Source organism: Bacillus cereus group sp. BfR-BA-01347 (assembly GCF_022663835.1).
In the GTDB taxonomy this organism is placed as follows: domain Bacteria; phylum Bacillota; class Bacilli; order Bacillales; family Bacillaceae_G; genus Bacillus_A; species Bacillus_A thuringiensis_K.
This window is the reverse complement of record NZ_JAKUGG010000014.1, coordinates 118,739-143,333: the sequence shown is the minus strand read 5'-3', so window position 1 is coordinate 143,333 and position 24,595 is coordinate 118,739. Positions and strand designations below refer to the sequence as shown.

Here is a 24,595-nt window from a genome sequence, read left to right as displayed (position 1 = left end):
AACAGATATGAAACTATAATCTGCTCTAAAAAAAGATTACATTTATCAAATTTACCTTATTAAATATATTATACATATACTTTCGTTTCTCGTTACATACTAAAAGATAACTATTATAGAAAAAGATTATTATTATGGAACTTCAATTTATTTATGAAAAGTTTATTCAGATTGCTCAATGCGCAAAATATCTTTTACAAATATATGATGCGGATTTTCATCTTTATCAATCATTGTACATACAGGAGCCTCTTCATCAAAGTATACAATCATTCCTTCTACGTACTGATATGTATGTTGAACTTGTACAGTTACTTTAATTTCTACTGCTTCTTCATATGCTCTTTTTATTTTCTGAAGCATTTTTGCTGAACATTTTCTTTTCTCTGGATACATAACCATTCCCATAAATCGATTGCCGGCTCTATCTTTCCACATATAATCCCAATGTGGTAAAATGCCTTGTTTAAAATCGCCCATAATTCCCCTCTCCTTTATCTTTTATTTATCCCGCATTAAACGTCCGATTGGTGAAGGCTACTAATCAGTGAGAGATGCCCTGCTGATCAAAATTCCTCTTTATGAACGTGGCGTTTCTGAATATGTATAAATCACTTGCCCGCCTCGCTGTGCGTTACCAATGAAATGTTTAAAGTCTTCTCGATTTACTAAAACTTCTCTGAACGTATAAAATACATCTTTCGTAACAACATACTCCTTTATTTCACCATTTTTCAGCTGATCCAAAATTGTATTTGCTAATTCTTTATCCATGTATTTCACCTCTATGCAATATTTTATTTTATCTTATATTCTATAGGTCAACAACTGTAAAATTATCCAGATGCTATACCTTCATTTCATTTTCATTATTTTTCAAAAGATATCTCTTTAGTATATGTCCACTAAATATCATATACTAACATAGCTACTTCTCTATATCAAACATTTCGACATTCAATTATGCAAAGTTTCACACCGCTATGCTACAATATATGAATAGAACTAGGAGGGATACTATGATTCGGAAAGCAAAAAAGACAGATGCGAAACTGGTAGCACCTTTATTGTATAACGCTCTGCACGAAATTGCTGAAAAAATCACAGGTAGCACAGTTGAGACAGAAGTATTACTAGGACTTGAAACATGGTTCTCAAAAAAGAAAAATCGACTGAGCTATGAAAACTGTTTTGTATATGAGCAAGACGGGGGTGCAGTTGGAGTTATTGTCGCTTATCACGGTAGTGAAGCAACACAGCTTGACGCACCAATTGTACATCACTTAAGAGAATTACATAAAGATGAATCAATTACGTTAGAAAAAGAAGCTGAGCTTGATGAGTATTACATTGATACATTATCAGTTTCAAGTGCACACGGCGGAAAAGGTATCGGTTCTAAATTAATTGAAGCTGCCGAAATCTATGCAACTGAAAAAGGGCATGAAAAAATCGCTTTACTTGTTAATTTAGAAAACACACGCGCCTATTCATTATACGAAAAGTTAGGTTATAAAAAAGATGAAATTGTTATGCTAGTAGGCGAACCTTATGCTCATCTCGTAAAACCATTAAACGTCAAAATTTCTATATCTTAAAAAGAAAGCACACGATTTATATAAATCGTGTGCTTTTATGTTAAATTCGTATTTAATATATTTCCATCCATCGCCTCGTGAAACGTATATGTTGTACATCCCCATGGCTTTCTATGCAAAATAGGAGAACCAGACCATCCCATTGCCCTCAGCTCCGCTCCAATCATCGAATTAAAATAATTATGACCTACAAGAGCAATACTTCCATGTACGAGAGCATAACGATGTAACAGGTAAGCCGCTTGCCTTGCCCTCTCTCTTACTTCCTTATAGGACTCAACACCTTTATGGTAGCCAAGTATCCATAATGTTCGTCCAATGAACATCCATACCTTAATTTTGCATTTCAACCACTTCGGAGCAAAAAAGCATGAAGGGACTTCAGCTTCTCTAAAAAGAGAATTTTGCATAAAAGATAAAGAATCCGTTAATTCAGCTGCTGATTGTACAGCACGCCTTTGATCACTTGTTAAGACAAATTTCGCTGCTTCAATTGCCTCTATTGTTTCTATCGGCATTTTAGCTTTTTGTATCATTGACTCGGAATCATACTGTTTCATCCATTCGTGAAATGAAGTAATTGTCATCGGTTCTCTTATACGACCTAAACAACCATGACGAATAAAAGAAATCTTCATTCTCTTCACTCTCCATTCATCACTTACGAACTTTATTATGCACTAGTTCTAAACATCATACCACGCAAGAAAATAAAGTTATATACCTTTACATCTCCCCACCACTATCATGTGTTATCGAAGCATGGATACCATCCATCCCATCAAAATATGTACTCGTATCATATTGACGAATCTTTTTTAAATGCATATAAGAAAATAAAAATAAAATTAAAGCTATAACACTCCCCACAAATTCAAACATCATTTTACCGCCTCTAATTTCTCCCACTTCAGTAGGTTATTCTACTTTTTCATTATACCTCGATATAAAGATTCCCGCATTTTCGCTATTTTTTTCAAATAACATGGATTTTTTACATATTTTCTTACAAAAAGTGAATATTTTTCGAATTTTTACTTTGGAAACATTTACAAAGTAGGAAATATGGTTCAAAATAGGAGGAAATAAAAAAACCCAAATTTATTCTTTTTTTGGGAAAACTGTAACAAGGAGAGTTGCTTATGCAGATCGCAGAAACTGGAGATATCATCGAATTTAAAGGTGGAATGCAAGGCCGTGTTCAAAAAGTAAATCAAAACTCTGTTATTGTTGATATAACAATTATGAAGAATTTTAGAGAACTAGATATGGAACCTCTTACAGTTGTAAGTCATAAAAACTATACTGTCATTAATCAAAATGCATAATATAATAGAAAGAAAGGGCCTGTATAGTATACAGGCCCTTTCTTTCTATTAACGATTATCAATTGTTTCCGGATATAGATCGTGGTTCATCATGCGGTAGTCAGCCATTTGTTCATACTTCGTCCCTGGGCGACCGTAGTTGCAGTATGGATCAATTGAAATGCCACCACGTGGTGTAAATTTCCCCCATACCTCAATGTAACGTGGATCCATTAATTTAATTAAGTCGTTCATAATAACGTTCATGCAATCTTCGTGGAAATCACCATGATTGCGGAAACTAAATAAATACAACTTTAAAGATTTACTCTCTACCATTTTTTGCTCTGGAATATAGCTAATATAAATTGTTGCAAAATCTGGTTGTCCTGTTTTCGGGCATAAACTTGTAAATTCAGGACAATTGAATTTTACAAAATAATCACGATTTGGATGATTATTATCAAATACCTCTAATATTTCTGGGCTATATTCAAATAAATATTTTGTATTTTGATTTCCTAATAATGTTACATCTTTTAAATCTTCATCTAATCTTCCTGCCATTTTTAAACATCCCTTCTCATTATACACCGCGTTTATTTCCCCATACTAACGCATGAAGCTGAGGCAATACTTTTGCATCATTCATCTCTTTACAATTTACAGCTTTATCAATCAGCCACTCATACTTATCTAATAATTTTTTAATAAGCATCGCATCATCCACTGTTTTTGTATCATCGTTTCCTACTTGCAAGAAAAATGGTACCTTTGGATAACGTTCGTGCATCTTAACTGCATATTCAAAATCATAATCATCGAATACTACTACTTTTAAACTAATATCTTTTCCTGCTAGTTTCTGAATCATAGCATCTAACTTCTGAAAATCTGTTTTCATCGTCGAACTTGGTGGTTTTGGCGAAATTGTTACCTCATCAATTTCAAGTAACCAATCTTGCCACTTACTCCCTTGTGTTTCAATTGCCGTTCGCATTCCATTTTCTTTTAATATAGAAAGAAGAAACTCAATATTTTTCAGTAATGCCGGATTTCCACCTGAAATCGTAACATGAGAAAAATTTTCTCCTCCAATTGCAACAAGCTCACTCCAAATATCTTCTGCTGTCATCTGTCTAATTTGATCTTTAGCTGATCCATCCCACGTAAAAGCAGAATCACACCAAGCGCAGCTATAATCACAACCAGCTGTACGGATAAACATTGTCTTTTGCCCTACAACCATTCCTTCACCTTGAATAGTCGGACCGAATATTTCTAAGACAGGGATTTTACTCATCGAGCATCCACTCCCGTCTTACTTCCGCATAACTAGTCGGTGTCTCAAATAGACGAACGAATTCAACGCAAGCTCCCTTATATTCGTTCACACGATTCTCTTTTGTTAGTGCTTCTGCCATCTTTTCATAAATCCAAACGACCATATTTTCAGCAGTCGTATTCATTGCTGGTAACGTTTCGTTTAAATAACGATGATCTAAATGAATTTCTATTTCATTTTTCCAAATTTCTTTTATATCTCCAAAGTCAATTGCAAGACCTATTTCATTTACATATCCACTAATTCCAAATACAACTTTATATGTGTGACCATGTAAGTTTTTACATTTCCCTTCATAACAGTGTAAATGGTGTGCTGCATCAAATGTAAATTCCTTACTGACCATTACTCTTTTATTATGATATTTGAGTTGTTTACGCTGAATATCCTTGTCCATTTTTTGCAAATTCTCTACGATGCGAAATCCAAAAAAGTTATCCATTAGTTGTTCGCTCCTTCGCGTTCTTGCAGATACGTATCTAATCCTGCTTTACGAAGTTGACATGCTGGACATTCACCGCAACCATCACCAATGATTCCGTTATAACATGTTAATGTTTTTTCTCGAACAAACTCAAATGCTCCAAGTTCATCTGATAATTTCCATGTTTCAGCTTTATCAATCCACATAAGTGGCGTGTGAATGACAAACGGATAATCCATAGATAAATTTAATGTAACATTTAACGATTTCACAAACACGTCACGGCAGTCTGGATAACCGCTGAAATCAGTTTCACATACACCCGTTACAATATGACGTGCTCCCACTTGTTTTGCTAATACAGCAGCAAATGATAAGAAGAGTAAATTTCGTCCATCTACAAATGTCGATGGCAATTCACCTTCTTCATGTGTAATCTCCATATCCGTTCTCGTTAACGCATTTGGAGCAAGTTGATTTAATAGACTCATATCTAGTACCGTATGCTTTATTCCTAGCTCTTTCGCAATTTCCGCTGCACAATCAATTTCTAGCTTATGACGTTGATTGTAATTAAACGTTACAGCTTCTACCTCTGCAAACTGCTCTATTGCCCAAAATAAACATGTTGTACTATCTTGTCCTCCACTAAAAACAACAACTGCTTTTTCTTTTTTCATTACACTCATTCTCCTTCTCTACTATAAATAAGAAGAAAGAACGTTCTTGAACTGTCACAATAAAAAAACAAAACAATACCTAAGGATATTGTTGTTTCCATAGTTTTTTATAGAGGGAGTTCGCGAACCTCTCCCGCGCGGTGCACGGAATTTCTTCTTTCATTGACACAGCTTATTGTAACATATTGTATACTAGCGTAAAAATTTCTGATTTTTCGGTTATTTTTCATTTCATTTCTTTCATTTTATAGTATGATTAATTTAATATAAGAAGAGAGGGGGCATCCCACTGAAATCCTTTATTATTTATCTCTTTTTAAATATATTATTCATCCTGATTACAATGCTCGTATATCATTTATTTTGGAATCAAAAAGGGAAACGCTCTCCTAAATTAAATTCAGCTATATTTATTGTACTCTGTTGCCTCGCTACCGTACTCTGTATTACATTTGCAGCAAAAATAAATAATGGTTTTCAATTTGATATGCGCCATATTGTATTAATTGTCGGTACATTAACGGGAGGGCCTATTGCTGGTGGTTCTATCTTAGTTGTATTAAACATATATCGCTTATTATTAGGTGGGGTAGGTGTTTTCCCATCTCTTATCGGTTCTGTTCTTCTATTTATTGTTCTACTATTAACATATAAATTTTTCAATCGAACTTCTAATCGTATAAAAATAACACTTGCTATTATCTACAGTCTCACATACGGATTTAGTTGGATACCCTTCTTCCTTTCCAAGGTTACAAATAAGACTGATTATATACCGCATATTATTGTGTATGAGTTATGTTCAATGCTTGGTACAATCCTAATTTTATATTTACTACACATATTACAAACTCAAGTTCGTCTCCAAAACGAACTTATAAATGCTGAAAAGTTTCATTTAATTGGTGAAATGGCAGCATCTATCTCTCATGAAATTCGCAATCCATTAACTTCAACGAAAGGGTTTTTACAACTGTTACAATCAGATACATGCACTGAGCAGGAACGAAAATTATATATTGACATTGCCATTAACGGCATCGAACAAGCAAATCATGTTCTTACAGATTATTTAACCTTTGCCAAACCTAGCATTGAAAAAGAGCAAACATTACAGTTAGAAGAAGAATTACTACATGCATTGTCGTTAATTACACCGCTTGCTAATTTAACAAATGTACGTACTCATTATATAAAGCAAAGCACTTCTTTTTTTATCGCTGGAGAAAAGCAAAAACTAAATCAATGTTTATTAAATATTTTAAAAAATTGCATTGAGGCTATGCCAAAAGGCGGTGATCTTTATTTCACATTAGTTCCTGATCATAAGCATATTCAGTTATATATAAAAGATACAGGAGTCGGTATGGATTCGGAACAAGTAAAACGTCTTGGCTCTCCTTTTTATTCAACGAAAGAAAAAGGCACTGGACTTGGAATGATGGTCGTATTCAGTGTTGTTCAAGCTATGAATGGAAAAATTGATATTATAAGTGAAAAAGGAATCGGTACAACCTTTTTATTAACGTTTCCACTCATACAAAAAACGTGATGAAATACTCATCACGTTTTTTCTGTTCCTTCAACTAATTCAGCAAAAGCTTTCACTTTTCCGTGTGGTTGTTGATTTTCTTTACGTGCTTTCCAGGCGCGCTCTTCTTCTCGCTTCTTCTTAGACATGTTTTTTCAACTCCTTCTTTTCTTTCTCCATGTAGTATTCCAAAATAAGAAAGAAAACTATGCACGTATCAAAAAAGAAGTGGTTTCCCACTTCTTCCACTTTAGCGCTGCAAAATTGCATGTTTCGCCTCTTTTAACTGCGTAAGATGTCTTTGTTCATGCAAATCAAGAAATTGAACCCATTGATACAAATTCAGATCATTAAAAACAGGATGCTTTAATCCATTTTCAAATAGATCTTTTTCATCTATAACACTATGAAGTGCGTGTAATAGTTCTTGTCGTGAATGTTCTAGCAATTGAATTCCTTGCTGTTTTTTCATTAAAGTTTCTGTTGGTTGCATTTGCTGAGGAGCTTCTCGTTTATGTGTGCGATCAAGCGTAAGTTGGAGGTCTTTAAATGGAGTCATGTTTCTTTCATTTTTTTGTAAAGCATATACAAGGGCAGACGTGACAGATTGTTCAACTAAATGCAAGTGGTGTAAAATTTGAATAATACTCCATTTATCACGGCGTGGCTTTACATTCACTTCGGTGTCATTTAACATTTCAATTTCTGATAATAGCGTGCTTCGAGTAGACTGTAATGAGTTTACTAAACTTTCTAAACTTACATCCATATTAGATTGAAGCATACTTGTTCCCCCCTTTTGTTGGTCAAAAGAGGTGCTCCTTATTAGAAACACCTCTTTAGTATTCTGAATTTTCTTTTATTATCTCATCATTTTCCCATTATGTCGATGTTAAACATGTGAAAAAAAGTGCATGTTTTTTACAATTTTGTGTCGTCAATCGCATGTAACCATGCTTCAATTTCTGTAATAACACTTTTCACACAGCCTTCGGCAAATGGTGATGTTAAATTTGCAACTTCTACTAATTCTAAGAACGATTTACTTCCACCTTGTTGGCACAGATTCACATAATCTTCCCACGCCTCTTGTCTATTATCTCTTGCACGTTTCCAAAATTGTAGCGCACAAATTTGAGCAAGCGTGTAATCAATATAATAGAACGGTGAGCTATAAATATGCCCTTGACGTTGCCAAAAACCACCGCGCTCTAAATAATCATTATCCTCATAATCACGATGTGGTAAATATTTCTTCTCTATGTTACGCCATGCTGTCTTACGCTCTTCAGGTGATGCTTCAGGATTTTCATATACATAATGTTGATATTCATCAACAGATACACCATAAGGTAAAAACAGAAGTGCTGAACTTAAGTGAGAGAAGTAATATTTATCTGCATCTTCTTCAAAGAATAGCTTCATCCATGGCCATGTAAAGAATTCCATACTCATAGAGTGAATTTCACATGCCTCATATGTTGGCCAATTATATTCTGGAATTTCAAATTTACGACTTTCATATACTTGAAAAGCATGACCCGCTTCATGTGTTAATACATCAATGTCACCAGATGTTCCATTGAAGTTTGAGAAAATAAATGGCGCTTTATAATTCTCAATATATGTACAATATCCGCCACCAGCTTTTCCTTTTTTCGCAACTAAATCTAATAAATCATTATCTAGCATGAAATTGAAAAATTCATCTGTTTCAGCCGATAACTCTTTATACATTGTCTTTCCATGATCAACAATCCAATCCGCATCTCCTTTTGGAGTTGGGTTACCTGTAGCAAACTCATAGTTTTCGTCGTAATAAGCTAACTTCTCTACACCGATACGTGCTTGTTGTCGCTTTCTTAATTCCGTTGTAACGGGAACGATATAATCCAGCACTTGCTGACGGTAATTAGCCACCATCTCCGCATTATAATCTGTACGGTACATTCTTGCATATCCAAGTTCAACAAAGTTTTTGAAACCTAAAGATTTTGCGATTTTCGTTCTCACTTTAACAAGCTCATCATAAATACGATCTAGTTCTTCCTCATTTCCAGCTAAAAATCCGTAGTATGCTTCACTTGCTGCTTTACGTTCGCTTCTTTCTTTTCCTTGCATAAACGGAATCAGTTGCGATAACGTTCTTTCTTCTCCAGCAAAGTCAATTTTTGCAGATGCTAATAACTGTGTATATTGCGATGATAATTTATTTTCTAATTGTAAATCTTTCACGACTTCATCTGAATATGTTTTTAAATCACATTCTGCTAGAGCAAATAATTGTTTTCCATAATACGCCTCTAATTCTTCACGAAATGGAGAATTAATGAGTGCCTTATAATATTTTGTACCATATCCTTGTACAACTGGAGAGAATTCATCAAAGAAATCCTGCTCCTCCTTATAAAAAGTATCCGTCGTATCAACAGAATGGCGAATGTAACAAAGGTTTCCCATTGTACCGAAATCGTTGCGAATTTCATTAATTGAATGAATGACTTGTTTTTGTTCTTCTACAGTTTTTGCGTTATCAAACTTCTCTAAAGCAACAGTAAATTTCTCTTTTAACTCTTCAATATTTGGGCGTTTATATTCATAGTCTTTAAATGACATGAACGAGCCTCCTCTCCATTACATACCTTTATTATAATTCAATACGTATTCTCGAATTCCCTCTTAATTTTCAACAAAATTCGGCAGTGACTGCCCTGAGTTCATTGCAAATAAAAAAGCCTTGGATTTACTTATCCAAAGCTCCTTTGGAACATATTATTTTTCATACTTCCCAATTTTTTTTAATAAATCAAGTAATTCATCTTTTTCATCTTTCGTTAACATTTCAAAAGACTGATGTATAACTTTCTCATGCCCCGGAAAAATAGAAGCAATAAAGGTCTCGCCAGACTCAGTTAATTGCGCGTAAATAACACGTCTGTCATTCGGACATGGGATTCTCTTTACTAATCCCTTTTTCTCCAGCTTATCTACAACATATGTAATGCTGCCACTAGCTATTAAAATGCGCTCACCAATTTGCTGAAGTGGTTGACCGCCTTTATGATATAGCAGTTCTAATACAGCAAATTCAGTTGGATTTAACCCGTTACTTTGTATAGATTTATTTGTAGTATCCATAACAGAACGATGTACACGAGATAATGCAATAAATACTTTTAAAGATTGAGAAATATCTTCTCGTTCATTATTTGATGTCATACAACTTTCAACCCTTCACTTAAATTCTCAGCAATAAAAAGAAAATGCCACTTCATACTTCATGTGAATTCCGAATGAACATTCACTCATTCATTTCCTCTCCCCTAATATATTAAGAATCATTCTTGAATAAAAACATGACAATTTTAACATAGTTTATATATAATGATAATAAAAAAAGAAGGAGTACCACATTTGAAAGTCAAATTCCAAAGCATAATTATATATATATTGCTTGTTATCCTACCGACAATAGGGATTGGTGCTACATTTTATTCGTATCATACATATAAAATGAAACAGGAAAACAAATTATCCGCTCATACAGTTCTCTTTTTATATAGAGATTATTTGGATCATCATCTTGGTGAAGCAATTTCTGCTTTAGACATGCTTGCAAAAGTTGTAGGCACCGAGACTGGTAATATAAATGGCATTAAACAAATTGTACATGATACAGATGGAAACGATGCACGCTTTTCTGGTCTATATTACGCTACACCAGAAGGAGTCATTACAATCGCATCTGAAGATGAATCAAAGCCTATAGATGTTTCAGACCGTAAATATATTCAAGACGTGCTCCAAACTAAAAAAACCACTGTATCATCAGTCATTACTGATCGCGTTCTTGGACATAAAGCTATTATGATTGCTGCTCCCATATTTAATAAACAGAAGGAGCTCTCAGGATTATTATTAGCTAGTTTACGCTTTGATTACATTTCATCTTCTTTAAATGCCATTAAACCACAATACCATTTTGAGGTAACTGATAAACATGATGTAGTTTTTCTAACCGATGATAATAACGACACAAGTGATACGCATTCTAATATGCTTACTACCCCACTCCAAAGATTAAATTGGAAGGTCTCTGTTTCTCCATTACCTATTCATCAAAAAACCTTATACCAGTGGGTTACAATAGAGTGTATCGCTACTTTATTTTTAATGTCTATTTTATTTTTACTTGTTCAATACATGTTGTTAAAACGTCAAACAAAACTTGAAAGACAACAAAATGAACTACAGAAAATTGAATTAGTTGGAACTTTTGCAGCGAGTACAGCACACGAAATCCGTAATCCTCTTACTGGAATTAAAGGACTCGTCGCTCTATTAAAAGAGAAATATAAAGATGAGCAAGATCAGTTCTACTTTTCCGTAATTGAACAAGAAATAGAGCGAATCAATGAAATTGTAAGTGAATTTCTTATTCTCGGAAAGCCAACCGCCATCATCGAACAAACATATGATGTAAGAACAATTCTAAATGAGATAGCATTAATTATTCAATCTGAGGCGAATTTACATAACATTGTATTCCATTTACATTTGCCAGACCATCCTGTTCATATCCGTTGTTCGAAAGACCATATGAAACAAGTGGTTTTAAACATTACAAAAAATGCAATTGAGGCCATGACTTCTAGTGATACACTAACCATTGTAGTAAAAAACAATGAAACACACGCACAATTGCAGATTACAGATACTGGAAAAGGGATTCCGCAACATATTCAAAAACACCTCTTTCATCCGTTCTTTACTAATAAAGATACTGGAACAGGTCTTGGACTTGTCATATGTAAACGAATTGTAGAGATGTATAATGGGCATATTTTTATTGACAGTACAGAAAACGAAGGAACGACAGTTCATATCGAAATTCCGTTACACATAGTATAATTATCCTTATCCTATAAGGGTAATTATACTTATTTCATAAAACCAGCCACAAGCATTCGCCAAAAATTATTTGATTTTCCTTCATACCCGATTTGGAAAATAGGTATTTTTATAATTGAAAACCATTTCGGTGTTTGTTTGTCTTTATAACATTGATATTGTAAAATAAGCTTGTCCAATTCTTGACTAACTTGAATTGTCTCCCTACTATTTAACCCACTTGTTAATCCTAGTTGAATCATTTCTTCACGTTTCATATGAATATCACGTGAAAGCTTTTCTAATGTGTACTTCCTTTTTACAGTAAACATCCATATCCCCCTTATTATACTTCCATGCTCTTAACTTCACTTCTCCATTGACTTTTTTAACTACTTAATCATATGCAAATTTGAAGAATCAGAAATTTTAACATTTTCTCCCTGTAATTTACAAATCTTTACCCTCACTTTGAGAATTATTACAAATTATTCTATCTTTGTAAATACATTCGCAATAATAGACATTTTTTTCATCTTGTTTTTTTATAAATTCTACGTAAACCGGGGATTCTTAATTTTCCACCTACTTTTCTTCGACATTTTTTGTTTAATTTATATAAAAAAGCAAAACATAATGATGATTGATAAAGTGAAACTTTAATCAGTGTTTTTTGTTCAGCCCCCACTGATTATTAGCATTCACCAATCGGGTAGGCAGTGAATCTCCCACCTATCCAGCCCAATGTTGAGGTGGGAGTCTTACTACCACAAATAGCGGGATAACAATAGAAAGGAAATATTTATATGCGAAAATATACGATTGCATTATTCATCATTGTTTTGTTTTTACCGTCCTTCTTATTTCCTATTCAAGCAAATGCTCATACGAATAAAGTTGCTATTGTCATTGATGATTTCGGTAATAATATGAAGGGGACTAATCAAATGTTATCACTTCCCATTCCACTCACTGTTGCTGTTATGCCTTTTCTTCCTTCCACAAAAGAAGATGCAATAGCTGCCCATAAGAAAGGCCATGAAGTTATTATACATATGCCAATGGAACCTATAAAAGGCAAAAAAGAATGGCTTGGGCCGAAAGCAATTACAACTGATTTAAGTGATGAAGAAATAAACAACCGACTTGAACAAGCGATTCAAGAAGTACCGCATGCAATTGGAATGAACAATCATATGGGCTCAAAAGTAACAGCGGATGAAAGAATTGTTCGCCTTATACTTGCTGCTTGTAAAAAACACGGTTTATTTTACTTAGATAGTAAAACTAACCCTAATAGTGTCGTCCCAAAAATCGGAAAAGAATTAGGAGTTCCTATTATTGAAAACCAACTATTTTTTGATGATGTGTATACAGCAAGGCATATTTCAAAACAAGCCCAATTACTCATCAAAAAAATTCAAGAAAAACCTATTATGGTAGCTATCGGGCATGTGGGTCCTCCAGGTGAAATTACATCACGCGTTATTGAAACTTCTATCCCTAAAATTCGTGAGCATGCAGACTTTATTTTCTTATCTGATCTAGCATTATCCCCGCCTCCTGTTTCAAAATAAAGTTCATTACTCACATAAAGTGAAACTTTAATTAGCCCTCACCAATCGGGCTTTTACGGGCAACACCCGCCCACCTAACTTCTTTGCTTTCACCAAATTTTGAGACATGGATTTTACTGCCCACAAATAGCGGGACAAAAAAGTACCTATCTATATATAACAGATAGGTACTTTTCTTTTTAACTTAAATATAATCTACGTGACTCACTCTGAATCCTTTTTTCTCTATTTTTCCGATTAATTGCTTTAATTTTGTTTCATCTAACTCATCTGATATATTTACAATAACGCGGCGGATATATTGATCACCGTTATCTAGCGTAAATAGGCCACCAATATTATATGCTTTTAACAATGTACCAAGCTCTTTAATCGTTCCTTTACAATCTTGTGTTGCAATTGTTAATATATAACCACCTGTTCGCATACCAAATGAATCTTCAATAACATCAAATATATTCGAATGCGTTAACATACCAACAAATTCATTATAATCATTTAGCACGGCTAAAAACGGAAGCCGACGAATTACATAAAAAGCTCTGAAGAAGGAATCCTTTTCAAAAATAAATGCATTAGAATCAGCGAGCATATCTCCTGCACTTACATGCTCTAATCCGCTATTGCATTTTTTTTCTAATAAATCTACTTTATAAATAATCCCCGTGAATTTCTTCTCATCTTCTGCTAATACTGGGATGGCTCGAAATCCCGTTTCGTTCATCATTTGCAGTGCCTCTTCACCAGAATCATTTATCTTGCAAAATGTTACTTGCTGTTTTGGCAGAAAATGATATTTAACTCGCAAAATATGTTCCTCCTTACATGTCAACATGTAATCTATATATAATAAGGAGACCTATATTTTATGAGTGAAATTATTTTTAAAACGCTTTCATTTATTATTAACTTGTAGCCATGTCACATCCATTTTTATATAACAGAGCTCCTTGCACCCTTAATCATTAATAACTTTACATGATAGTTCATTAAATATTCTATACCCTCTAACCATTTTTTCGCTTCTTCTGGCGTTTTTCCCCACACAATCATGCCATAATTATGAACAAGAACTACCCCTCCACCTTCAATGAAATTCGGAACATTGCTTTCTAATAAATCAGCGAATTTTTTTTCATCTTCTACAATTGGAATTGTCATTTCTGTTATACCTTCTTTTCCGAAAACACGCTCCACACTGCGTTTATCGAACGTTACTTCTCCTTCTTCCCCATATAACTCTGATATTAAATGACTATCTACAGTCTGCACTTGTAAAATACATCCTGCACTACTTTTTTTATAAATATCCGCATGCATAAATGACTCTGCAGCTGGTTTTTCTTCATTTTCAAATACTGACTCGCACATGCAATTTACGACAATAAAATCTTCTTCCGAAAATAGCCCTTTATCTCTTCCCTCAACGTTTACTAAAAATGTTAACGGCTCTTTTGACGTACATAGCGATAAGCTAATTTTGGTACCATAAAACCAATCACGAAGTGCCAATTCAGATTTCACATCTTTTAATTCATTCCATTTCTTCAGAAAAAATAACATTTCGTCACCCCCGGCATAATATTCATATAAGGTTCGAATCCTTTCTATGTAAAAGGAGTATTTTTTGATTATTCTAAAAATTTAATTGAATTATCACATGAGAACGCTTTTTTGTCAATATAGTTTCGTCGTTCTTCTTTAAAATAGGCTATTCATATGTCTATACTCCTATCTATTTCCTATTTCATTTTGTACATAAAAAATGCGCTATTCTTTAATTAAAGAATAGCGCATTCTCCTCATTTTTTATTTCTTTATTGCATTATATAAAAATTGCGCATATTGTTCACGTGTTACGAAATTATCTCCTAAAAAATTCCCTTCCCCGTCACCTTTTGATATTTTATTATCTACTAAAGCTTTCACATACCCTTTCGCCCAATGGTCATTTGGTATATCTTGAAAATTCTCTGTACTATTTTCATTTTCTTTTAACTGAAATACTCTTTGTAGTACTACTGACATTTCATATCGAGTTAATACTCCATCCGGACGGAACATACCATTTCCATATCCTGTCATAATTCCAGCTTGAACCACTGCATCAATAGCCGTTTCATACATATTTCCTTTCGTATCTGTAAATGCCGTTTTTGGTTCTAGATTATTTTCTAATTTTAAATACCTTTGTATTAGAAGTGCTACTTGTCCACGAGTAATGTTATCACCAAATCCAAATTCACCATTTCCATAGCCTATAAATAATTTTTCTTTCGCTAAGTAATTAATTGCTTCTTCTGACCAATGTCCCTTTGGTACATCTTTAAATTCTACCACTTCTGTTTTCTCATCTTCTTTAGATGTATTACCGTCTTTACTTTCTACTACATTTTGAATAACAGATCCTGTAAAGAAGATTCCTGTATCCGCGAATGGATCTTTCACACCAAATTCATATACTTTCTCACCTGGTGTACTCCATTTCACTACACCATTACTATACGTACCATTATCGCTCTTCAGACGGATTTTCGTAGAAACCTCACCATCTTTTTCATATACAGGTACTTTTACTTCTTTATTTACTTCTGTTTCCTCTAAAAATACTTTTTGATTTTGGACATTAATATAAGCCGTCTTACTTAGTTCTATAACTGGTCGGACATCACGGATTTCATTTGCAACAAAACTTAGAAATATTAATTTTTTCAAATTGCTAACTGGTGATAAGTCTGAAATATAATTCGCTTCTAAATCAAGCTTTTGTAAGTTTACTAAACTTGATAATGGAGTAATATCTTTTAATTCATTATTAGGTAAATCTAATTCTGTAAGCTGAGTCATTTTAGTAAGTGGTGTCACATCTTTAATTTGATTTTTCCCGACAAATAATTTATTTAATTGCTTCATTTCATCAATACCCGATAAATCTTTAACATTATTACGCGTTAATACTAAGTCTTTTAAAGGTAATGAATATAACGGTTTAATATCTTCAATTTGATTACCTGCTAAAGTTAAGTATGTTACATTTTTCAAAGCGCTTAATGGAGCAACGTTCTTAATTTTATTATTTGCTAAATTCAAGTAATCTAGTTGTTCCATTTTCGCTAATGCTGTTACATCTTCTATTTGGTTGCCTGATAGATATAAACTTTTTACATTTTTCATTTCAGTTAGTGGTGCAACGTTTGTAATTTTATTATTACTTAAATCAAGGGATTCTAAATTATCCATCTTAACAAGTGGCGTTACATCTGCAAATTCATTACCACGCAAAGCTAAATGATTTAATTGCTTTAAGTTCGCAAAGAACGACGGATCTTTTATCTTCGCATTCGCAACTGTTAAAGATTTTAAATTTGGCATATATTTTAATGCACTATAATCAAGTATCTCATTTGTATTTAAAAACAAATCCTTTACTTGTAATAACTCATCTTTCGTAATTGGTGTATTTAAATCTTTTCTATTAAATACTTTTTTATTAACAAGCTCTCTTAATTTGTTATCTGTTATCATATTTTGATTATCAACTGGATTATCCGTTTCCGTATTGCCTGAATTAGAGTTATCATCTGGTTTCTCTGTTTCTTTGTTACCTACAGTTGGATCTTTAATTTCAAATTGAACTTGATATTTGTGATCATATCCAATAGCCGGAATAAGTATATGCATTTGCATATTGTTCTTCTTCTCAAACTCGCCAATTTCAAATTGAACTACTTTCGTTCCATTCTTCCTCTTATCTTCTGACAAAACTTTCACATCATGAAATACACCTGGCTGGTTTCTATCTTCTATTCTAAGATATTGAAAATAATCGCTATCTTGCATTGTTACAGTGACAACTTTTTTGCCAGCTGCAATCGTTACTTTAGGATCTTTTATATATTGAGAAACCATAGATGGCTCGTCTTTTTGGTCCTTATATATTTTAATCTCAGTATCATACGTGCGATCACTCGCTGCTGCTACCGATTGATTTGCTTCAACTTTTAATGCCGCTAATGCTGGAGTAGAGTACGTAGCAAATGGAATTGCTAATGTTGTCGCTACTACTAGCGCCTTCATATAATTTTTTTTCAAAATAATATCCCCTATCATATATAATTTTCTTAATTGATAATACTTATCAATTACTCACAAATAAATGATAATGAATATCATTATCATTGTCAATGAGAATATTACATTAAATTTATATTTTTAAAGATAAAAATAAAAAAAACCCTTTATTCAAAGGGATTTTTTACCTATCGTATGAAGAATTTCACTTTTTTCCTTCTCATTGATGACACCGATTTTTTGCAAAATATTCGCGTACAATACAAGTTTATTATATATTCGTTCTGACATGTTCTCCCTTCTTTCCTTCGACCAACTTTTTTTGTATTGGTAAATTATATGAAAGAGGTGAGAAAATGTGTCCACTTTTTGCATAAATGCAAATCTTTTATTTTACGATTTGCAGACAATAAAACTCCTTCCTAAAAATTAGGCGGGTGTTTATGTGCTTTCACTGTATTTAACAAACTGTCCACTGAATATTATGCTTCATAAGTTCTTCTTCAAAGCTATATGGCATTTTTTTATCACAAATTACGTGTTGAATACGCGAAATTGCTGCTATACGATAATTCCCTTTCACGCCTACCTTCGTATGATCACATAAAATATATGTTTTCTCAGCTAATTTCATCATCGCCTCTGACAGTTTCGCCTTTTCCAATTCAAAACTAGAAACTCCAAAACTAGGTAATAATCCATCAATCGAAACAAATGCTTTATGAAAATGGAATTGCTGGATGACTTGCTGCGAAATAGATCCTGATACGCGTGAATGCTTTGGAGATACTTTCCCACCAATAAATAAAACTTCACCGTGAAACATCTTTTTATTAATAGAAGAAATTAATTGTGTCGCTACTGGAAATGAACTTGTTACAATCGTTAAATTTTTACGATGTACAAGATATGGCACCATTTGAAGTGGTGTACTTCCGTCATCAATTGCAATCACATCTCCATCTTCCACAAACGTTGCTGCTTTATACCCAATTCTCTTCTTCTCTTCTATATGCAGCATCTCTCGTTCTAACATTGGTGCCTCTACTCCAGCGCCTGGAAGTTGAACAGCTCCACCATACACTTTTTTCAGCTTCTTTTCACGATCTAATTCTTCTAAATATCGACGAATCGTTTCTGTTGATACAGCAAATTCTCTCGCTAATTCTGAAACCTTTACTTTCCCTTTAAATTCTACCTTTTCAAGAATGGTTCGCTTTCTTTCTTCTCCTACTACAGACATAGCTTCACCCCATTTATATCTCCCTCATAAACTTCCTTACTTATACAAAGTTATAATTTTCTTTGTAAGTAGCAACTTCTTCATGAATATGAATACCACGCTTTGCTAGCTCATCAAAAATCAATTGTGGATTTTCAAAGGCTTCTTCAGGCGTAACAACACCCACCCTATTTACATTTCCATTTGCAATTAACTCTGCAGCAATCCCAAATGGAATACCGACGTTTCTCGTATACGCTCTTAATTTTTCCCATCCTACAACAGAACCATCAGATAACGGGTGTGTATGATATAACACATGTCTTTGCTTCTCATTATTTTTCATACCTATTACTTCTACATGAAGTGCATATCCATAAAGCTCTGTTTCTTGTCCTTCTTTCGATTGTAATAAATACTGCGAAATACAATCCATAATACCTATTTCTTTCCCGTTTATTTCAATCTGATCATTACGCAATATGCCGTAATCATATAAAGCACGTACAAGTTGCATATTTTGCTTTGGCCAAGTTCCTCTCGTCTCTATCAGTTTGACACCTTTATTTTCTAGTGCCTTTGCTAACGTAATCGTTTCAGAATGCGGAATGATATACTGCGTTGCCTTACCATAAGGCGCTGGCAATTCTATTTCTCTCGGACGCGCAAACGGAAGTACTTGCTTAAATTCACCATTTTCATACACTATACGCGATGGTAAATGTGGATCATATTCATATGTCGTTGTCTCTGTAATTGAAGCAGAAAAAGCAATCGGACGATACGAACCGTGACTTACACGGACGGACTCTACAGTATCCAGTTGATTTGCTGCATGCATTGCCATCATTTGCGTTACACCTGGCGTCATGCCAAATCCAGGTAAACATGTTTTTTCATTTTGAACAAATATAGCATGCGATTCATTTTCTTCACCAAATCCATTTAAGTTCACACCGTGACAGCCTGCTTCTGCAATACAGCGAGTCGACAATCCGTTTAGTTTTATCGTCGTACCGTCCATTACAATGTCATAACCAATCATTTTTGCAACCGTATCCTCGTGATTCGTTACATCTACTTTTACAAAATCAACACGAGGGTCGTTGAGCCATTCTACTACTTTACGGCCCTCTACCTCGTTAAAATCAGCTACAGTAATCGTCTCAAAAGATGAAAATTGAACTAAATCCAAAATAGCTTCGCGACAAATTTTACCTGCTCCACCTAAGCAAAATACTTTCACCCAATAACAGCTCCTTTAGCAATACTATCAACTAAGCGATTAATATCTTCTTCATGTACATCACCGATATTTCCAATGCGAAACGTATCTACTTTCGAAATTTTTCCAGGGTAAATAACAAATCCATAACGCTTTAATTCGTTATATAACTGTTGAAACTCAAACCCCTCTTTTGGATAAATGAAAGATGTAATAATAGGAGATTGATATTCCTCATCTACTAGTGGCTTAAATCCGATTTCTCCCATTCTATTTACTAGTAGTTTTTGATTGTTGTAATATCGATTGTAACGCGCTCTTACTCCTCCCTCTTTTTCTAGTTCAAGTAGTGCTTGATAAAAAGCATGTACAACATGTGTAGGTGAAGTAAAACGCCATTTCCCATTTTGTTTTTCCATCGTTTCCCATTGATCATATAAATCAAGAGATAAAGAGCGTCCTTGCCCTTTACACTTCAATAATTCATCACGTTTTGCGATTACAAATCCGAATCCAGGAACCCCTTGAATACACTTATTCGCACTACTAATTAAAAAATCAATTTGTAAATCAGCAATGTCTATTTCAATCCCGCCGAAACTACTCATCGCATCAACAATTGTAACCTTTCCATACTGTTGTCCTAATTTACATACATCTACAATTGGATTTATAATTCCTGTCGTCGTTTCACAATGAACAACTGCAATATGTGTAATCTCTTTATCTTCTTGCAATAACTTTTCTACTTCTACAATATTAGTAGGTTCCCACTCTTCTGTTTGACTGATCACTACATCAATCTGTAACATCTCTGCCATTTGAACAATGCGCTTACCGTACGCACCATTTGTACAAACGAGGAGCTTCCCATTTCCCGGAATAACAGAACCAATTACTGCTTCAACTGAAAACGTACCGCTTCCTTGCATTAACACTGTTGTATATTTCTCTTCCTCCTTCGTCGCTAACGATACAAGTTTAGCTCTTACTTCTTGCACCATCGTATTATATTCATCATCCCACGTACACCAATCGTATAGCATAACTTCTTTTACTGATTTTGTTGTCGTTAATGGTCCTGGTGTTAATAATAAGTAGTGATTTTCATTCATGATCCCGTGCCCCTTTTATGAAATAATAAGTTCTTGTTTCTCGATATGTTCCATTACGTTTTCGAGCTCCTGCATCGTTTCAATCGTAAAATGAGCCCCATTTTCAACAAACCGATTACGAACTATTTCAATTTTTTCACGAAGCTCTACCGAATCCATACTCTCCACTTCCTCTTCCGTTAAACCGAGCTCACTACTTCCAAGAATTACACCAACTGTCCACATTCCAGCATTTCTACCTTCTTTCATATCTGATACTGTGTCCCCTACTTTTATCATATGGTTCATCGGATACACACCAAGTTCCATTGCATTTTTATAGCACATCCATGGATATGGACGGCCTGCTGGAACATCATCTGGCGTAACAAGAAAATCAGGTTTATATCCTTGTAACGCTGCTTCCTTTGCTACAATTTCCATCATTTCTCTCGTATAGCCCGTTGTTGAACCGATTTTAATGCCTCTCTCACGTAAAGAAGCGATTACTTCTTTTACCCCATCAATCGGCGTAGCATAACTTGGTAAAATAGAAAAGAGAATTTCTTCAAACTCTTCATACATCTCATGAATGTCTGCTTCTGTTGGTAATTGACCGAAGACACGCTTCCACTCATCAGCAATACGAGGCATTTCTGTTAGTGCCCTTACATGATCTATTTTTAATAATCCCATTGGCTTACGTGCTTCTTCTGCTGTAATTTCAACGCCGCGTTTTTGAAAAATCTTCATGAATACTTCTAGTGGTGCAAAACATCCGTAATCAACCGTCGTACCTGCCCAATCAAAAATAACTGCTTCAATTTTCATTCTGTCCATCACCTTTCTTACTTATCTTTTTTGCCATTGTGAAGTTCGGTTACGAAGTGCTTTCGTTCCCCGTTCATATACAACTCTCACTACAATATTTGTAACAACAATAAGTACACTCATTGCAGCTGCTGGCGCTACATTTCCTGCATCATCCATATTTACGATTGATACGGCAGCTAGTTTAAAATCAGCTGCATATAGGAATACAACTGCCGATACAGTTACCATTGAATTTACGAAGTAGTACATTACCATTTCTAAAATTGCTGGTAAACACATTGGTACTGTTACTCGGAAGAATGTTTTATAAAACGGAATACCCATCGACTGCGAAACAAGCTCAAACTCTCGGTCTAATTTCTTTAAGGCAGTCGTTGCCGTGACAAATGTTACAGAATAAAAATGAATGATATTTACTAGTACTAACACAGCAATTGTTCCGTATAAAGAATGAAACGGATTCGTTACTGATAGTCCCAGAATTTGAATCGTTGGTTGACTAAAGAAAAAGACATATCCTAATCCGAGTACTAAACCTGGTATCGCTAAAGGAACGATAGAGAAAAAGTAACCTGTTTTTCTGAAAAATTGTAGCTGGTCTATTTTCTCAATTGCATATGCGAATACAAATGTGAAAATCGCCCCAATAACTGCTGTAACTGCTGAAACAATTACGCTATTTTTAAATGCTTCAAGTCCATCTCCTGTTAAACTCGAAAAATTAAAATGCTCAAATGTAAAACTCATATTATATGGCCATACTTTCACACTTGCAGCAATACCAACTGCAACAAATAATAGAATGATCATAAGTGTAATCACACTACAATATATGAATGAGATGACATCTCTTTTCTTATTAGCTATTATTCTGTATGGTACTGCTTTTGAAGATAAGAAATTTGCCTGCTTTCTTTGCGTAATACGATCAACTACAAATGCGAATATAGCTGGGATTAATAAAATCATTCCGACAGTTGCACCCATCGGCATATTTTGCTGTCCAATTACTTGCTTATATACGTCAGTAGCAAGCACATTATATTGACCACCAACAATTTTTGGTGCCCCAAAATCAGTAAAACTAAGTGTAAACACAACAAACATTGCACTAATTAATCCGTACTTTACACTAGGTAAAGTAACCGTGAAAAATTGCTTTGTTTTACTCGCCCCTAACATATTAGAAGCTTCATATAAACGATAATCAGATCCTTGGAAGGCAATTAGCAATATAAGAAAGGCTTGCGGAAATGTATACATAACTTCAGCTATTACAATTCCTACTGGGCCATATAAAGGGATTTGTATACCTTCAAATAAACCAAACATTCCTTTCGTTACTAGCCCTTGATTACCAAATAAATATGTAAGTGCTATACCGTGCATCATCGTTGGTGCGAACAATGGTAATAACGCTACATACTGAAATACACGCTTCCCGAACACATTCGTACGAGCGATCGCATAGGCGTAAGCGAAAGCAAGTGTCACTGCAATAATTGTTGTCGCACCCGAAATCCATATCGTATTTTGCAATGATTGAACTAGCGTTGGAGTTGTGAAATATTTACTGAAATTCGCAACTCCAATGAAAGCTCCATCTTTATCATAAAAAGCTTGTGTAAACAATTGTAATAGTGGTAATACAAGCATGATCAAAAAAGCGAGGAGCATACCAATAATTAATAGTCTTTGTATCCACTCTTCTTTACCGATACGTCTCTTAATCTTTTTTTTCGTACTTTCTACCTTGAAATTTTCTAACATCTCCATCTATACAATGACCTTCTTTCCATATGACAACATATGATTTTCTGAGAAAGAGATTTGAATCGACTTTCCTTTTCTAATAGCGGTTTTTTCCACTTCTGATGCCAATATATCCACTACAATTTTCTCGTTATAAAGATGTGTTTTTTCTTCTACGACTCGCACTTCTGTCCGATATACAGATCCTCGGAATTCCATGCTTTCCACAACCGTTTTAATACCGTCCTTTTGTACAATTGTTACATGTTCAGGACGAATTGCATGTTCTTCATTATTTTTCGAAAAGAAATTAATAGAACCAATAAAATCTGCCACAAACGGATTGGCTGGTCTTTGATAAATCTCCTCTGGTGTTCCAATCTGCATAATTTCCGCATGATTCATTACAACAATTTTATCAGCCATCGTTAATGCCTCTTCTTGATCATGCGTGACCATAATAGTTGTTACTCCTACTTTTTCTTGCAAATCACGCATTTCTCTACGCAACTTTTCTCGCACTTTTGCATCTAAAGCAGATAACGGCTCATCGAGTAACAAAATATCCGGAGACAGAGCGAGCGCACGTCCAAGTGCTACTCGCTGCTGTTGTCCACCAGACATTTGAGCAGGATATTTATCTTTTACATTCAGTAAATCAACTAGTTCTAACGCCGATAGCGCCTTCTCTTTTACTTCTGCTTTTCCATACTTTTTTGTCTTTAAGCCGTATTCAATGTTTTCAAGTGCTGTTAAATTCGGAAATAATGCATATGATTGAAACACCATTCCGAAATTCCTCTTTCCAGGAGGTAATGCTGTAATATCTTTTCCATTCACAGCTATACTACCTGTTGTCGCCTCTTCTAGCCCTGCTAAAATTCGAAGCAATGTTGTTTTCCCACAGCCACTTGGGCCTAATAAACATACAAACTCATTTTTTTTCACAGTAAAAGAAATATCCTTTAACGCTGTAAATGCATCAAACTGTTTTTGAATGTGTTGAATTGATAAATATTCGCTCATTTTTTCTCTCTCCCACTCA

Annotated in this window: 27 protein-coding genes and 1 riboswitch; of the genes, 5 read left to right on the top strand and 22 right to left on the bottom strand. The window is 34.3% G+C overall.

Going from position 1 to position 24,595, the window contains the following annotated elements:
• Positions 1-162 precede the first annotated feature (162 nt).
• Both MR143_RS20335 and MR143_RS20330 read right to left on the bottom strand, forming a co-directional pair.
• Positions 163-480, bottom strand: coding sequence for a hypothetical protein (locus tag MR143_RS20335; protein ID WP_000502202.1), 318 nt, complete (start codon positions 478-480; stop codon positions 163-165).
• Between the two features lie 99 nt (positions 481-579).
• A complete protein-coding gene (locus MR143_RS20330; RefSeq protein ID WP_000356683.1) occupies positions 580-774 on the bottom strand; it encodes a hypothetical protein in 195 nt (64 codons plus the stop codon).
• 245 nt (positions 775-1,019) lie between these two features.
• Between MR143_RS20330 and MR143_RS20325 the strand changes: the two genes are divergently transcribed.
• The gene (locus tag MR143_RS20325; protein WP_000619539.1) at positions 1,020-1,598 is read left to right on the top strand and encodes a GNAT family N-acetyltransferase; all 579 of its coding nucleotides are present in this window, start codon (positions 1,020-1,022) and stop codon (positions 1,596-1,598) included.
• A 35-nt stretch (positions 1,599-1,633) separates the two neighbouring features.
• Here MR143_RS20325 and MR143_RS20320 read toward each other — a convergent pair whose 3' ends face one another.
• Positions 1,634-2,236 carry a histidine phosphatase family protein gene (locus tag MR143_RS20320; protein ID WP_000703095.1) on the bottom strand — a complete coding sequence of 201 codons (603 nt, stop codon included), beginning with the start codon at positions 2,234-2,236 and terminating at the stop codon, positions 1,634-1,636.
• A gap of 88 nt (positions 2,237-2,324) precedes the next feature.
• Positions 2,325-2,480, bottom strand: coding sequence for a hypothetical protein (locus MR143_RS20315; RefSeq protein WP_000461432.1), 156 nt, complete (start codon positions 2,478-2,480; stop codon positions 2,325-2,327).
• A gap of 260 nt (positions 2,481-2,740) precedes the next feature.
• On the opposite strand from MR143_RS20315, the gene MR143_RS20310 reads away from it, so the two are divergent.
• Entirely contained in the window at positions 2,741-2,926 is a 186-nt protein-coding gene (locus tag MR143_RS20310) for a YkvS family protein (RefSeq protein WP_001165082.1), read from the top strand.
• A gap of 48 nt (positions 2,927-2,974) precedes the next feature.
• Here the strand turns inward: MR143_RS20310 and queF are convergent, their stop codons facing one another.
• From queF to queC, 4 genes are read right to left on the bottom strand one after another with little or no spacing between them, the layout of a single operon-like run.
• Positions 2,975-3,472, bottom strand: coding sequence for a preQ(1) synthase (gene queF / locus MR143_RS20305; protein ID WP_002163902.1), 498 nt, complete (start codon positions 3,470-3,472; stop codon positions 2,975-2,977).
• 19 nt (positions 3,473-3,491) lie between these two features.
• Complete coding sequence (gene queE, locus MR143_RS20300) at positions 3,492-4,208, bottom strand: 7-carboxy-7-deazaguanine synthase QueE (RefSeq protein WP_000036275.1); 717 nt, start codon at positions 4,206-4,208, stop codon at positions 3,492-3,494.
• The gene (gene queD / locus MR143_RS20295) at positions 4,201-4,692 is read right to left on the bottom strand and encodes a 6-carboxytetrahydropterin synthase QueD (RefSeq protein WP_242280900.1); all 492 of its coding nucleotides are present in this window, start codon (positions 4,690-4,692) and stop codon (positions 4,201-4,203) included. The genes queE and queD overlap by 8 nt, the downstream gene beginning before the upstream one ends.
• Positions 4,692-5,354: a 7-cyano-7-deazaguanine synthase QueC gene (gene queC / locus MR143_RS20290; protein ID WP_000711595.1), complete on the bottom strand. Its 663-nt coding sequence runs from the start codon at positions 5,352-5,354 to the stop codon at positions 4,692-4,694. Before queC ends, queD begins: the two co-directional genes overlap by 1 nt.
• 93 nt (positions 5,355-5,447) lie before the next feature.
• Positions 5,448-5,491: riboswitch (PreQ1 riboswitch) on the bottom strand.
• A 206-nt stretch (positions 5,492-5,697) separates the two neighbouring features.
• Between queC and kinB the strand changes: the two genes are divergently transcribed.
• The gene (gene kinB / locus MR143_RS20285) at positions 5,698-6,906 is read left to right on the top strand and encodes a sporulation sensor histidine kinase KinB (protein ID WP_002163901.1); all 1,209 of its coding nucleotides are present in this window, start codon (positions 5,698-5,700) and stop codon (positions 6,904-6,906) included.
• A gap of 11 nt (positions 6,907-6,917) precedes the next feature.
• On the opposite strand, the gene MR143_RS20280 is transcribed toward kinB, so the two are convergent.
• The 4 genes from MR143_RS20280 to MR143_RS20265 all read right to left on the bottom strand — a co-directional run bounded on the left by MR143_RS20280 (position 6,918) and on the right by MR143_RS20265 (position 10,104).
• Positions 6,918-7,034: a DUF6254 family protein gene (locus MR143_RS20280; protein ID WP_000038355.1), complete on the bottom strand. Its 117-nt coding sequence runs from the start codon at positions 7,032-7,034 to the stop codon at positions 6,918-6,920.
• 101 nt (positions 7,035-7,135) lie between these two features.
• The gene (locus MR143_RS20275; protein ID WP_000941971.1) at positions 7,136-7,669 is read right to left on the bottom strand and encodes a DinB family protein; all 534 of its coding nucleotides are present in this window, start codon (positions 7,667-7,669) and stop codon (positions 7,136-7,138) included.
• A 137-nt stretch (positions 7,670-7,806) separates the two neighbouring features.
• Positions 7,807-9,501, bottom strand: a complete 1,695-nt coding sequence (locus MR143_RS20270) for a M3 family oligoendopeptidase (RefSeq protein WP_000008580.1) — start codon at positions 9,499-9,501, stop codon at positions 7,807-7,809.
• A gap of 156 nt (positions 9,502-9,657) precedes the next feature.
• Positions 9,658-10,104 carry a MarR family winged helix-turn-helix transcriptional regulator gene (locus MR143_RS20265; protein ID WP_000203347.1) on the bottom strand — a complete coding sequence of 149 codons (447 nt, stop codon included), beginning with the start codon at positions 10,102-10,104 and terminating at the stop codon, positions 9,658-9,660.
• 195 nt (positions 10,105-10,299) lie between these two features.
• Between MR143_RS20265 and MR143_RS20260 the strand changes: the two genes are divergently transcribed.
• Positions 10,300-11,796 carry a DUF3149 domain-containing protein gene (locus tag MR143_RS20260; protein ID WP_000865055.1) on the top strand — a complete coding sequence of 499 codons (1,497 nt, stop codon included), beginning with the start codon at positions 10,300-10,302 and terminating at the stop codon, positions 11,794-11,796.
• A gap of 29 nt (positions 11,797-11,825) precedes the next feature.
• Here MR143_RS20260 and MR143_RS20255 read toward each other — a convergent pair whose 3' ends face one another.
• Positions 11,826-12,107, bottom strand: coding sequence for an aspartyl-phosphate phosphatase Spo0E family protein (locus tag MR143_RS20255; protein ID WP_000495534.1), 282 nt, complete (start codon positions 12,105-12,107; stop codon positions 11,826-11,828).
• Between the two features lie 474 nt (positions 12,108-12,581).
• Between MR143_RS20255 and MR143_RS20250 the strand changes: the two genes are divergently transcribed.
• Positions 12,582-13,352, top strand: a complete 771-nt coding sequence (locus MR143_RS20250; RefSeq protein ID WP_001234108.1) for a divergent polysaccharide deacetylase family protein — start codon at positions 12,582-12,584, stop codon at positions 13,350-13,352.
• 184 nt (positions 13,353-13,536) lie between these two features.
• Here MR143_RS20250 and cbpA read toward each other — a convergent pair whose 3' ends face one another.
• The 9 genes from cbpA to MR143_RS20205 form a co-directional block, all read right to left on the bottom strand.
• On the bottom strand, positions 13,537-14,160 hold the full coding sequence (gene cbpA, locus MR143_RS20245; protein ID WP_001264205.1) for a cyclic di-AMP binding protein CbpA: 624 nt from the start codon (positions 14,158-14,160) through the stop codon (positions 13,537-13,539).
• A 125-nt stretch (positions 14,161-14,285) separates the two neighbouring features.
• Positions 14,286-14,915, bottom strand: a complete 630-nt coding sequence (locus MR143_RS20240) for a class II aldolase/adducin family protein (RefSeq protein ID WP_000896006.1) — start codon at positions 14,913-14,915, stop codon at positions 14,286-14,288.
• 246 nt (positions 14,916-15,161) lie between these two features.
• A complete protein-coding gene (locus MR143_RS20235) occupies positions 15,162-17,444 on the bottom strand; it encodes an NEAT domain-containing leucine-rich repeat protein (protein ID WP_000742636.1) in 2,283 nt (760 codons plus the stop codon).
• 439 nt (positions 17,445-17,883) lie between these two features.
• Positions 17,884-18,666 carry a DeoR/GlpR family DNA-binding transcription regulator gene (locus MR143_RS20230; RefSeq protein WP_000117668.1) on the bottom strand — a complete coding sequence of 261 codons (783 nt, stop codon included), beginning with the start codon at positions 18,664-18,666 and terminating at the stop codon, positions 17,884-17,886.
• Positions 18,667-18,706: 40 nt separating this feature from the next.
• The gene (locus MR143_RS20225; RefSeq protein ID WP_000862178.1) at positions 18,707-19,891 is read right to left on the bottom strand and encodes a saccharopine dehydrogenase family protein; all 1,185 of its coding nucleotides are present in this window, start codon (positions 19,889-19,891) and stop codon (positions 18,707-18,709) included.
• Positions 19,888-20,985, bottom strand: coding sequence for a 2-aminoethylphosphonate--pyruvate transaminase (phnW, locus tag MR143_RS20220; RefSeq protein WP_001004777.1), 1,098 nt, complete (start codon positions 20,983-20,985; stop codon positions 19,888-19,890). The genes MR143_RS20225 and phnW overlap by 4 nt, the downstream gene beginning before the upstream one ends.
• 15 nt (positions 20,986-21,000) lie before the next feature.
• The gene (gene phnX, locus MR143_RS20215; RefSeq protein WP_000687400.1) at positions 21,001-21,795 is read right to left on the bottom strand and encodes a phosphonoacetaldehyde hydrolase; all 795 of its coding nucleotides are present in this window, start codon (positions 21,793-21,795) and stop codon (positions 21,001-21,003) included.
• Positions 21,796-21,816: 21 nt separating this feature from the next.
• Positions 21,817-23,574, bottom strand: a complete 1,758-nt coding sequence (locus MR143_RS20210) for a putative 2-aminoethylphosphonate ABC transporter permease subunit (RefSeq protein WP_000425507.1) — start codon at positions 23,572-23,574, stop codon at positions 21,817-21,819.
• Positions 23,575-24,576, bottom strand: a complete 1,002-nt coding sequence (locus MR143_RS20205; protein WP_000006188.1) for a putative 2-aminoethylphosphonate ABC transporter ATP-binding protein — start codon at positions 24,574-24,576, stop codon at positions 23,575-23,577. It lies immediately after the preceding gene.
• Positions 24,577-24,595 lie beyond the last annotated feature (19 nt).

Excerpts from the sequence above, each read along its gene's own strand:
- MR143_RS20205 (WP_000006188.1), bottom strand. The coding sequence starts at position 24,576 with ATGAGCGAATATTTATCAATTCAACACATTCAAAAACAGTTTGATGCA.
- MR143_RS20270 (WP_000008580.1), bottom strand. The coding sequence starts at position 9,501 with ATGTCATTTAAAGACTATGAATATAAACGCCCAAATATTGAAGAGTTA.
- MR143_RS20275 (WP_000941971.1), bottom strand. The coding sequence starts at position 7,669 with ATGCTTCAATCTAATATGGATGTAAGTTTAGAAAGTTTAGTAAACTCA.
- kinB (WP_002163901.1), top strand. The coding sequence starts at position 5,698 with ATGCTCGTATATCATTTATTTTGGAATCAAAAAGGGAAACGCTCTCCT.
- MR143_RS20210 (WP_000425507.1), bottom strand. The coding sequence starts at position 23,574 with ATGGAGATGTTAGAAAATTTCAAGGTAGAAAGTACGAAAAAAAAGATT.
- MR143_RS20330 (WP_000356683.1), bottom strand. The coding sequence starts at position 774 with ATGGATAAAGAATTAGCAAATACAATTTTGGATCAGCTGAAAAATGGT.
- queD (WP_242280900.1), bottom strand. The coding sequence starts at position 4,692 with ATGGATAACTTTTTTGGATTTCGCATCGTAGAGAATTTGCAAAAAATG.
- MR143_RS20315 (WP_000461432.1), bottom strand. The coding sequence starts at position 2,480 with ATGTTTGAATTTGTGGGGAGTGTTATAGCTTTAATTTTATTTTTATTT.
- queC (WP_000711595.1), bottom strand. The coding sequence starts at position 5,354 with ATGAAAAAAGAAAAAGCAGTTGTTGTTTTTAGTGGAGGACAAGATAGT.
- MR143_RS20325 (WP_000619539.1), top strand. The coding sequence starts at position 1,020 with ATGATTCGGAAAGCAAAAAAGACAGATGCGAAACTGGTAGCACCTTTA.
- MR143_RS20335 (WP_000502202.1), bottom strand. The coding sequence starts at position 480 with ATGGGCGATTTTAAACAAGGCATTTTACCACATTGGGATTATATGTGG.
- phnW (WP_001004777.1), bottom strand. The coding sequence starts at position 20,985 with ATGAATGAAAATCACTACTTATTATTAACACCAGGACCATTAACGACA.
- phnX (WP_000687400.1), bottom strand. The coding sequence starts at position 21,795 with ATGAAAATTGAAGCAGTTATTTTTGATTGGGCAGGTACGACGGTTGAT.
- MR143_RS20320 (WP_000703095.1), bottom strand. The coding sequence starts at position 2,236 with ATGAAGATTTCTTTTATTCGTCATGGTTGTTTAGGTCGTATAAGAGAA.
- MR143_RS20280 (WP_000038355.1), bottom strand. The coding sequence starts at position 7,034 with ATGTCTAAGAAGAAGCGAGAAGAAGAGCGCGCCTGGAAAGCACGTAAA.
- MR143_RS20310 (WP_001165082.1), top strand. The coding sequence starts at position 2,741 with ATGCAGATCGCAGAAACTGGAGATATCATCGAATTTAAAGGTGGAATG.
- MR143_RS20265 (WP_000203347.1), bottom strand. The coding sequence starts at position 10,104 with ATGACATCAAATAATGAACGAGAAGATATTTCTCAATCTTTAAAAGTA.
- MR143_RS20250 (WP_001234108.1), top strand. The coding sequence starts at position 12,582 with ATGCGAAAATATACGATTGCATTATTCATCATTGTTTTGTTTTTACCG.
- MR143_RS20230 (WP_000117668.1), bottom strand. The coding sequence starts at position 18,666 with ATGTCTGTAGTAGGAGAAGAAAGAAAGCGAACCATTCTTGAAAAGGTA.
- MR143_RS20240 (WP_000896006.1), bottom strand. The coding sequence starts at position 14,915 with ATGTTATTTTTTCTGAAGAAATGGAATGAATTAAAAGATGTGAAATCT.
- queE (WP_000036275.1), bottom strand. The coding sequence starts at position 4,208 with ATGAGTAAAATCCCTGTCTTAGAAATATTCGGTCCGACTATTCAAGGT.
- MR143_RS20255 (WP_000495534.1), bottom strand. The coding sequence starts at position 12,107 with ATGTTTACTGTAAAAAGGAAGTACACATTAGAAAAGCTTTCACGTGAT.
- queF (WP_002163902.1), bottom strand. The coding sequence starts at position 3,472 with ATGGCAGGAAGATTAGATGAAGATTTAAAAGATGTAACATTATTAGGA.